This window comes from Clostridia bacterium, assembly GCA_012841935.1.
GTDB lineage: Bacteria > Bacillota > Peptococcia > DRI-13 > DTU073 > DUTS01.
Map to the genome: position 1 here is coordinate 1 of DUTS01000104.1, position 10,156 is coordinate 10,156.

Here is a 10,156-nt window from a genome sequence, read left to right on the forward strand (position 1 = left end):
AGGAACAAATATGGATGCTGTGTTTTTAAAGTTAGAAGCGGAAAGAAAAGCAAAACAGGTAAGTGATTATGCGGCCTTTTTCTTACGTGCGGAAGCGGCTCTCGAGGCTTATAAGCAGAGAGGTAATTCTGTTAAATCCATCGAGGTCTGGAAAGCAAAAGGAAAAGCCAATCAGCAGCCGATTGAAGCTGCTGTTCAGGATAAACAGGTTAGAAGTGAAAGAGTTTTTGAAGAATTAGCTCGATAAAAATTAGGAGGTAGAATGTATGGAAACAAAACGGCCGGATTTTTTGAAATTGGCGAATTCCCCGCGAGCCAATCATTTAGCCGTAGTAAGGGGATTAAATAAGTTACATAAGGAAAATAAAGCTGCTGGAAAAACTAGAGGAATTGGACAAAGATCAGTCTGGACTACCAATAGTAATAGTGGCAGAGCTAGGGCTCGTGCACGCCAAAGATATTACAAAGAATTGGTAGAAGCAGGTAAGTTAGAAGAAGTTTTAGCCGAAAACCGCAAAGGTTTGCAAACTCGTTTAAGTGAAATTAAGCAGGAGCTTGTAGTAGCTGACAGTCAACAATTAGCTGTTCAAACGTATCAAGAACCGGAAAGAAATTAAAAAGGAACCGCCGTCAGGCGGTTTTTTTTGTTTACAAAGGAATTAAAATGGGGTAACATATGAATATATGCACATGTGTGGGGGTGAATTGTGATTTATGGAAAAATGTTGGCAGGAGTGTTTTCACCCGCAGTCGGTAAAAAGGGTAAAAGCACAGGGATTAAATGTAGAGGAAATAAAGAGCCTGGCGGCAATTTATAAAGCCTTGGGAGATGAAACACGTCTCCGCTTATTATGGGCTTTATCTTTGGAAGAATTATGTGTGTGTGATTTGGCAAAAGTAGTAGAAATGTCACAATCTGCTGTTTCACATCAGCTGCGTATTTTACGTAATTTAAAGTTGGTCAAATATCGCCGGGAAGGAAAACGGATTTATTATTCTTTGGATGATGAGCATATTGTTAATTTATTGGCACAGGGAGTAGCCCATATTAGACATTAAGGAAGGAGTAGTGCCGATGGGATTATGGTTAGGTATTATAATTTATTTTTTTACATTAATTTTTACCCCTAATTGGGCTGGGATCTTGTTTTTTATCAGTTATTTGTTGATTGGGGGGGAAATTGTTTATTTGGCTTTTCGTAATATTTTCCGCGGACGAATTTTTGATGAAAATTTTTTGATGACTTTAGCTACTTTAGGTGCATTGGCTATTAAAGTTTATCCTGAAGCCGTGGCGGTTATGCTTTTTTATCGAGTCGGGGATGCTATTCAACACCGGGCTGTAGATCACTCACGTCGTTCTATTGAGGCTCTTTTGGAAATTAAACCAGATTATGCTCATTTACAAAAAGGTGAGCAATTAATTAAAGTAAGACCTGCTGAAGTTCAGGTAGGGGATTTGGTAGTGGTTAAACCAGGTGAGAAGATTCCACTAGATGGTAGGGTAGTAGAGGGTATTTCCTATGTGGATACTGCGGCTTTAACTGGAGAGAGTGTTGAACGCCGGGTACAGCCTGGTGAAGAAGTTTTAAGTGGATTTTTGAATACCAGTGGAGTCTTATTAATTGAAGTATTAAAAGAGGAAGCCCAATCAACCATCAGTAAAATATTGGAATTAGTGGAACATGCCGGGGATAAAAAAGCACCTACTGAACAATTTATTACTAAATTTGCTCGCTTTTATACACCAGTGGTGGTGGGAATAGCATTACTCGTAGTTTTAGTACCACCATTGATTTTTTCGGGGAGCGGTTATGCCCTTTGGTTTTACCGGGCTCTGGTTTTTTTAGTTATTTCTTGTCCCTGTGCTTTGGTTATTTCTATTCCTTTAGGTTATTTTGGGGGTATAGGTGGGGCCTCACGTCAGGGGATTTTGGTAAAGGGGGGTAATTATTTGGATGGTCTAAATAATGTGGAAACTGTGGTGGTGGATAAAACAGGAACTATAACTGAAGGGGTATTTGAAGTAGTGGCTTTGGAGCCTGAGCCTGGTATTAGTAAAGAAGAATTATTGCAATTTGCGGTTTGGGCTGAGACTTTTTCCAATCATCCTATTGCACAATCTATTTTACGTTATGCTGGTGAATGTGTAGTACCACAAAAAATAGAAAGATCTGAAGAAATTATTGGACGCGGTATGGAAGTTAAAGTAGGGGGACAAACAATTTTGGCGGGCAGTAAAGTTTTATTAACTGAAAGAGGTATTGAAGTTCGAGAAACTGAGGCAGTTGGTACGGTTGTTTATTTGGCGGTAGAGGGGAAATTTATTGGTAAAATAATTATTGCTGATAAATTGAAAAAAGACAGTAGGGTGATGGTCAAGGGCTTGAGAAAATGGGGAGTAAAACAAATTGTTATGTTAAGTGGTGATCGGGAAGCTGTTGTGGCGGAGGTTGCCGCGGAATTAGCTTTAGATAATTATTATGCTGAACTTTTGCCACAGGAAAAGGTGGCTAAATTGGAGGAATTATTACGAAGAAAAAGTAAGGGTAATTTAGTTTTTGTGGGTGATGGTATTAATGATGCTCCGGTTTTAGCTAGGGCTGATATTGGTGTGGCTATGGGGGCTTTGGGTTCAGATGCTGCTATTGAGGCTGCTGATGTAGTGATTATGAATGACCAGCCGGCAAAATTGGTGACGGCTTTACAAATAGCCAGACGTACTAGACGAATTGTGCGGGAAAATATTGTGTTGGCTTTAACGGTAAAGATAGGGGTATTGCTTTTAGGTGGTTTAGGTATTGCCTCCATGTGGGAAGCTGTTTTTGCGGATGTGGGTGTCGCTTTGTTAGCTATTTTGAATGCTACCCGAATAATTAGAATGGAAGGATTTGCTTAAAGGGAATAATCGGGTAAAATAAAATTATCCGCATAAAGGGAGGCAAAAATGATGTCATGGTTTAATCTAGAACTAGACGAAGTTAAAGAAAAATTGGCTGTTGATTTGGAAAATGGTTTATCTGTAAAGGAAATAGAAGAACGCCGGCAAACGTATGGTTTAAATGTGCTGCCGGAAAAGGCTCCTTTAAGTTTAGCTGCATTATTTAGGGCTCAAATTATTGAGCCTTTGGTTTTGATTTTAATAGTGGCGGCCATTATTTCTGGTGTTTTGGGCGAAATAGGGGATACTTTTTTGATTTTAGTTATTGTGCTGCTTAATGCTATTTTAGGTGTGCTGCAGGAGCGGAAAGCGGAAAAGGCAATAAAAGCTTTGAAAGAAATGACTAAAGTATATGTTAAGGTTAAACGGGAAGGTCTTATTACCGAAATTCCTGCTGAAAATTTAGTGCCTGGTGATCTTATTTTCTTGGAAGCTGGTGATGCTGTTCCGGCTGATGCACGTTTATTAAAGGCTGTTTCTTTAAAGGTTAGTGAAGCTGCTCTTACTGGAGAAGCAGTGGGAGTTGATAAACATGTAGAAGTCATTTCTGATGAATCTGTACTAGTGGCTGAGCGTAAAAATATGGTTTTTATGGGGACGATTGTTACTAGTGGTCGGGGTGAGGCTGTAGTCACTACTACGGGATTAAATACTGAATTGGGTAAAATTGCTCAATTGTTGACTACTGCCCCCAAAGAGGAAACTCCTTTACAAGTTGAATTGGCTAAATTAGGTAAAAGTCTTGGTTTTGTTGCTTTGGTAATTGTTTTGGTTGTTTTTCTTTTGGGAGTTTTAAAAGGGGAAGCCATTTTTGAAATGTTTATGATTGCTGTGGCCTTAGCTGTAGCCGCTATTCCGGAGGGGCTTCCGGCGGTGGTCACTATTGTTTTGGCTTTGGGAGTTACTCGGATGAGTAAACAAAAGGCAGTCATTCGTAAACTGCCGGCAGTAGAAACTTTGGGGGCTGCCACTTATATTTGTTCGGATAAAACTGGTACATTGACTCAAAATGAGATGACAGTAAGCAGTCTTTATTTTCCTGATGAATTAATTACTGTTTCTCAAGGAGAACAAGTTTTGGCTGAGCAAAAGGAAGGACTTTTACTACTTCTTTTGGGAGGGCTTTTAAATAATGATGCTTATCTTACTGAAGACGGTATAATTGGTGATCCTACTGAAGGGGCTTTGGTTGCAGCTGCGGCCAAGGCTGGTTTGCATAAAAGGGAAGTAGAGAAAGCATATTTACGATTACACGAAATTCCTTTTGATTCTGCACGAAAAATGATGACTACATTTTGGGAAAAAGATAATGAGTATTATAGTTTCACCAAAGGGGCTCCCGATTTCTTGTTGGCCGCTTGTAATAGTATTTTGACTCCTCAGGGTGAGCAGATTTTGGATTCTAAGTGGCTGGAAAAGCTTGCAAAAATAAATCAGGGGTTTGCTTTAAAGGGACAGCGTGTTTTGGGAGTAGCTGGGCGTAAATGGCCGCAAATGCCGCAGGATTTTGGTGCTCAGATAATAGAAAATGGGTTAACATTTTGGGGGTTTTTTGCTTTGGAGGATCCACCCCGTCGGGAAGCTCAACAAGCTGTGCAAGCTTGTCAAAAAGCCGGCATTAAAACAGTGATGATCACCGGTGATCATCGGGATACAGCTGTAGCTATTGCCCGGCGGCTGGGTATTTGGCAAAAAGGTGATCAAGTTTTAAGTGGTGGAGAATTAAAGGCATTAAGTCAGTTAGAGTTGGAAAAGCGTGTTGAAAAAATTACGGTTTATGCTCGTGTTTCTCCTGAAGATAAATTACGTATTGTTGCTGCTTTAAAAGCAAAAGGGCAGATTGTGGCCATGACCGGAGATGGTGTCAATGATGCTCCGGCTTTAAAAAGAGCTGATATTGGGGTCTCCATGGGACTGATGGGTACCGAAGTGGCCAAAGAGGCGGCTGATTTAGTCTTGTTGGATGATAATTTCGCCACAATTGTGAAAGCCGTGGAAGAAGGCAGAGCCATTTATGACAATATTCGTAAAGCTGTAAAGTATTTATTGTCTTGTAATTTGGGAGAAATTGTGGTTATTTTTGGTGGGCTTTTATTAGGTCGGGGTATTCCTTTATTACCTGGACAAATTTTATGGTTAAATTTAGTTACTGATAGTGCACCTGCTTTAGCATTAGGTGTTCAGCCATCAGAAAAAGGAATTATGGAGCGGCCACCGCGAAAATTAGGGGCAGGAATTTTGGCAGAAGGTGTGGGTCTGGAAATTTTATGGCAGGGACTTTTAATTGGTTTATTATCTTTAGTTGCTTTTGGTTGGGGAGAAACATTATCTGAGGCTAGAACTATGGTTTTTATGACTTTGGGATTGAGTCAATTGATTCATGCTTTTAATTTGCAAAATAGACGCGAATCCGTATTTTCATCTAGTTTAAGTATTAATGGTAAGCTGATTTGGGCTTCTTTAATTTGTGGTTTATTACAATTAAGTGTTGTTTTTGTACCTTTTTTACGTACGATTTTTAAAACTAGTTGGTTGGGTTTGGCGGAGTGGTTGGTTGTTTTAGTTTTAAGTGTTTTACCTTTGGTGATTATGGAAATAGTAAAATATTTTAGACGTACGGAACTTTTTTCCTCAAAAGGGGTCTATGGATTTAGAAAATAAAAAGGAGGTAGGGATTAATGAAGGTTGGTAAACAAGTAATAGCCTGGGGCTTGATTTTTGCACTACTGATTGCTTTTTTCCCTGGTACAGTATTAGCCGTAGAAAACACTATTTCTTTGGAAGAGGCAGTACGCATTTTTAAAAAGAATTTTGAGGTGCCTGCTGAATTTAGTGCTTTTTCTTCTGGCTATAATCAGCAAGCTACACGTCAGGTATGGGAATTAATTTGGCAAACTGAAGAAGAACCACAGGGACATTTAAGAGCCCAAGTAGACAGTAAAAGTGGCGATATTTTGCAGATGAATTTTTGGTCGGCTGAACAAAAAAGGGGTAAATTACCTCTACTTTCGCGGGAGGAAGCTGCGGAAATTGCTCTCAATTTGGTACAAACTTTACAGCCAAAACGGTTAGAGTCAATGAAATTACAGGAAAATAAGGAAGAATTATTGCCTTTAACACCTTATGCTGCTGATACTTATAATTTTCAATGGGTCAGGGAGGTAGGGGGAGTTCCTTTTTATCAAGATGGGATTAATTTAAGTGTTAATCATCAAAATGGTCGGGTAAGTAATTATAGTTTTCATTGGACTACGGGAAATTTTCCCTCAAAAGAAAAAGTCCTTTCTGTAAAAGAAGCAGAGCAGGCTTGGAAAAAAGCGGCTATGTTGGAACTGCAATATTTTTATCCTTGCTACCAAAAGGAGGATTCACGAGAGGCTAAATTAGTTTATCGTTTGGTACACCCTTCAGGCGGTATTTTGGACGCTGTTAGTGGTGAACCGTTGGAACAAGATAAGAGTTTAATTAGTTATGATTTAAGTCGAATGAAGCAAATGGAAGAAGCTGTGGACACTGTTTTAACTCCTAAGGAAATTAAGGAAATTGAGGCTGCTGGTAAAGTTATTTCTCAAGACGAGGCTGTAAATGTGGTGCGGGAATGGGTATCTGTGACTGAGGATTTTACTTTGCAAAATGTCTATTTGAGACAGGATGAACAGCGTGCCCCGGGGGCCCGTACTTGGTCATTATTTTGGTCTGATGAAAAAGAGGGTAGGCAGAGAATAAATGCTGATGTTGATGCTTTACATGGTGAATTACTTAGTTTTAGTTATTATTTACCCCAAGAAGATCAGAAAATGGGCAAACTAGATAGAGCAGCGGCCCAAAAAAAGGCTGAGGAATTTTTGAAAAAAATTCAACCTGTACGTTTTAATGAGGTGAAACTTAATGAACGGCAAACTATGGAACCACCGCGACCTTTAAGTAAGGAGGAATTGCCTCTAAGTCAATATTTTGAATATCAAAGAATCGTCAAGGGGGTAGTATTTCCTACCAATGGAATTACTGTTTCGGTAAATACTTTAACTGGTGAAATAGAAGCCTATCATTTAAATTGGCAGGAATTAAAATTCCCCAAACCTGAAGGGGTGCTTGACTTAGCTGAAATGAATGCTTTTTATTTAGAACGACAGCCTTTAAATTTAGTTTATCGGGAAATAGATAAAGAAATAAAGTTACTTTATTGTCCTCAACCCCAACCAGGTTTGCCTATTGAGGTAATGAGTGATGCTTGGACAGGTGAACCACTTGATTGGCAGGGTGAACCCATAATTAAAGCACCTGTGCCGCTAGAGTTTAGTGATATTACTAATCATTGGGCTGAAGCCGAAATTAGTTTGTTAGGTCAAGCTGGTTTTTTCGGAGATAAGGCACCTTGTTTTTATCCTGAAAAGGAAATAAGTATTGGTGAGTTTTTACGGGCTCTATTAATGTTGGAAAATGGTGTGCATTCTGTTTATACCTTGACTGATCAGGAAATAATTAAAGAGGCGGTAAAAAAGGGTTGGCTGACAGAAGCAGTTAAACCGGAACGTGAATTACAAAGATGGCAATTGGCTCGTTTTTGTATTCATTTCTTAGGTTTACAAAAAGTAGCTGAAATAGAGGGAATTTATATACTGCCTTACACAGATGAGGTTCCCCTTGCGGAACAGGGCTATTTAGCTCTTTGTTGGGGTTTAAATCTTTTGAAAGGTTCGGGAGATGTTTTTGCTGGGGAAAAGGTGGCCCAGCGAGCTGAAGCAGCTGTTGCTTTAGTTAGACTTTTAAAATGTGAATTATAATCTCATTTTTGACAGCTTATAAAATAAAAAAGCCGCTATTCTTTGTAAACACAAAGTTATAGCGGCTTTTTATTTAGTTCTTTTGGTTCAATGGGAAAATATGATAAAATGAATTGTAAATAGTTTAGTAAAGAGGATAGGTGAAATGTGTGGAAAGAATTAGTTTTAAAATTGAAGGATTAATTTCTTCGGATTGTGCTTTTAAAATTGAACAGGCCTTGACAAAGGTCAAGGGGATTAATTATGTAATTGTAAACTTGGCTTTAAAAAGGGTAACTGTGGAATATGACCCTAAGTTAGTGGAATTGGAGCAATTGGATGAGCAGGTGGCGGCTTTGGGTTATACCTTGGTGGCCAATCGGGTAAGTTTAAAAATTCGTGGTCTGAGGTGTGTAGCCTGTGCGGCTGGGGTAGAAAAAGCACTAAAGGCTTTGCCAGGGGTAAGTAGGGCGGTGGTTAATTTTGTAGCAGAAAAAGCAGTGGTTATTTATTTTGGTTCACAAATCACGATTAAAGATTTTGTGGATGTTATTAAAAATGCTGGTTATGAAGTGGTGGCCATTGATGATAAAGTAGATTTACATCAAGCTACAGGTGTTCGTGAATGGGATTTAGCGGAACAGAAAAAATTATTATTAGCAGCTGTTTTGTTAACTTTGCCTTTGTTTTTGTTTATGTTGGCCCAAATTTTTGCTTGGACTTGGCCGCCGATAATTTTCGAAAACTTGATTTTCCAATTAGTTTTGGCTAGTTTAGTACAATTTATTATCGGGGCACAATTTTATCGCGATGCTTTTTATGCTTTGAAAAATAAAAGTGTGAATATGTCTGTTTTGATTGTTTTGGGTACTTCGGCTGCCTACTTTTTTAGTTTGGCGGTAGTTTTATGGGGTGAACAAATGGGCACCCAAACCGTCTATTTTGAGGCTTCAGCCATGATTATCACTATTGTTTTATTTGGTAAGTTTTTGGAGACACGAGCCAAAGGAAAAACTTCGGAATCAATTGAAAAACTTATGGATTTAAGAGCTCGTAAGGCTCGGGTAATTCGGGATGGAGTGGAAAAAGAAATTCCTTTTGAAGAAGTAGTGATCGATGATTTAATTGTTGTCAGACCCGGGGAAAAAATTCCGGTGGATGGTGTAATTATTGAAGGTTTTTCCGCGGTTGATGAATCTATGTTTACCGGGGAAAGTATCCCGGTTGATAAAAAGGTCGGTGATCAGGTTATTGGGGCGACGCTTAATAAACAAGGAACTTTTAAATTTCGGGCGGAAAAGGTGGGAGCTGATACGGCTTTAGCTCAAGTGATTCGTTCAGTAGAGACAGCTTTGGATTCTAAAGCCCCGATTCAACGCTTAGTAGATCATATTTCTGCATATTTTGTCCCTTTGGTTTTAACAGCGGGGATTTTGACCTTTGCTTTTTGGTTAGTGGTAGGGGAACCTGGTAATTTTAATCGTGCTTTGGTTAACTTTATTGCCGTTTTGGTAATTGCTTGTCCTTGTGCCTTGGGTTTAGCCACTCCTACTTCGATAGTGGTGGGTACAGGTAAAGGTGCTGAATTTGGTATTTTAATTAAAGGTGGGGAATATTTGGAAAATGCTCAAAGGATTGATACTATAGTGCTTGATAAAACTGGTACGATAACTAAAGGGATTCCAGAGGTGACGGATGTGGTACCTTTTGGTGAGTTTACCGCTGAGGAAGTAGTTCGTATTGCCGCGATAGCTGAACGAGCCTCAGAACATCCTTTGGGTGAGGCTGTAGTAAGACATGGTCGGAAAATTTATGCAGATTTACCCGCTGCCGAAGAATTTATTGCTTTGCCGGGTTTTGGGATTGAGGCTTTGGTGGAAGGGAAAAAAGTATTTGTAGGTACACGGAAATTATTGAAAAATAAGGAGATAGATTTAAGCACAAGTCAGGAAAAAGAAATGCAGGTTTTGGAGAATAAAGGAAAAACGGTAATGTTGGTTGCCTTGGCTGGAAAAGTAGCTGGTATAATTGCTGTAGCAGATACAATTAAGGAAAATGCTTTAAAGGCTATTGCAGATTTAAGATCAATGGGTATAGAAGTAATTATGCTGACTGGTGATAATTGGCGAACTGCGGAAACGATAGCCAAGCAAATTGGTATTAAACGTGTTTTTGCCGAAGTACTGCCAGAAGATAAAGCTAAAAAAATTGAGGAATTACGCGAACAAGGTAAAAGTGTAGGTATGGTTGGTGATGGAATAAATGATGCTCCTGCTTTGGTTACCGCTGATATCGGGTTAGCTATCGGTTCGGGAACCGATATTGCTATGGAAGCCGCTGATATTACCCTTTTGGGTGATGATTTACAAGGTGTGCCAGCTAGTATTAAATTAAGTAAGGCTACCATGCGTAATATTAAACAGAATCTTTTTTGGGCTCTATTTTATAATTC

7 protein-coding genes are annotated in these 10,156 nt (G+C 39.1%); all 7 read left to right on the forward strand.

The genetic code is table 11. The features are described from left to right. A partial coding sequence (locus tag GX687_05780; GenBank protein ID HHX96945.1) for a hypothetical protein occupies positions 1 to 247 on the forward strand: 247 nt, incomplete at its 5' end. 19 nt (positions 248 to 266) lie between these two features. Continuing rightward, positions 267 to 617 (forward strand): hypothetical protein, encoded by a 351-nt coding sequence (locus tag GX687_05785; GenBank protein HHX96946.1) that lies wholly within the window; start codon positions 267 to 269, stop codon positions 615 to 617. A 97-nt stretch (positions 618 to 714) separates the two neighbouring features. Further along, a complete protein-coding gene (locus GX687_05790) occupies positions 715 to 1,059 on the forward strand; it encodes a winged helix-turn-helix transcriptional regulator (protein HHX96947.1) in 345 nt (114 codons plus the stop codon). A gap of 16 nt (positions 1,060 to 1,075) precedes the next feature. Next, complete coding sequence (cadA, locus tag GX687_05795; GenBank protein HHX96948.1) at positions 1,076 to 2,899, forward strand: cadmium-translocating P-type ATPase; 1,824 nt, start codon at positions 1,076 to 1,078, stop codon at positions 2,897 to 2,899. A gap of 48 nt (positions 2,900 to 2,947) precedes the next feature. Continuing rightward, the gene (locus GX687_05800) at positions 2,948 to 5,602 is read left to right on the forward strand and encodes a calcium-translocating P-type ATPase, PMCA-type (GenBank protein HHX96949.1); all 2,655 of its coding nucleotides are present in this window, start codon (positions 2,948 to 2,950) and stop codon (positions 5,600 to 5,602) included. Between the two features lie 17 nt (positions 5,603 to 5,619). Then, positions 5,620 to 7,725, forward strand: a complete 2,106-nt coding sequence (locus tag GX687_05805; protein ID HHX96950.1) for a hypothetical protein — start codon at positions 5,620 to 5,622, stop codon at positions 7,723 to 7,725. A gap of 140 nt (positions 7,726 to 7,865) precedes the next feature. Continuing rightward, a partial coding sequence (locus GX687_05810; protein HHX96951.1) for a copper-translocating P-type ATPase occupies positions 7,866 to 10,156 on the forward strand: 2,291 nt, incomplete at its 3' end.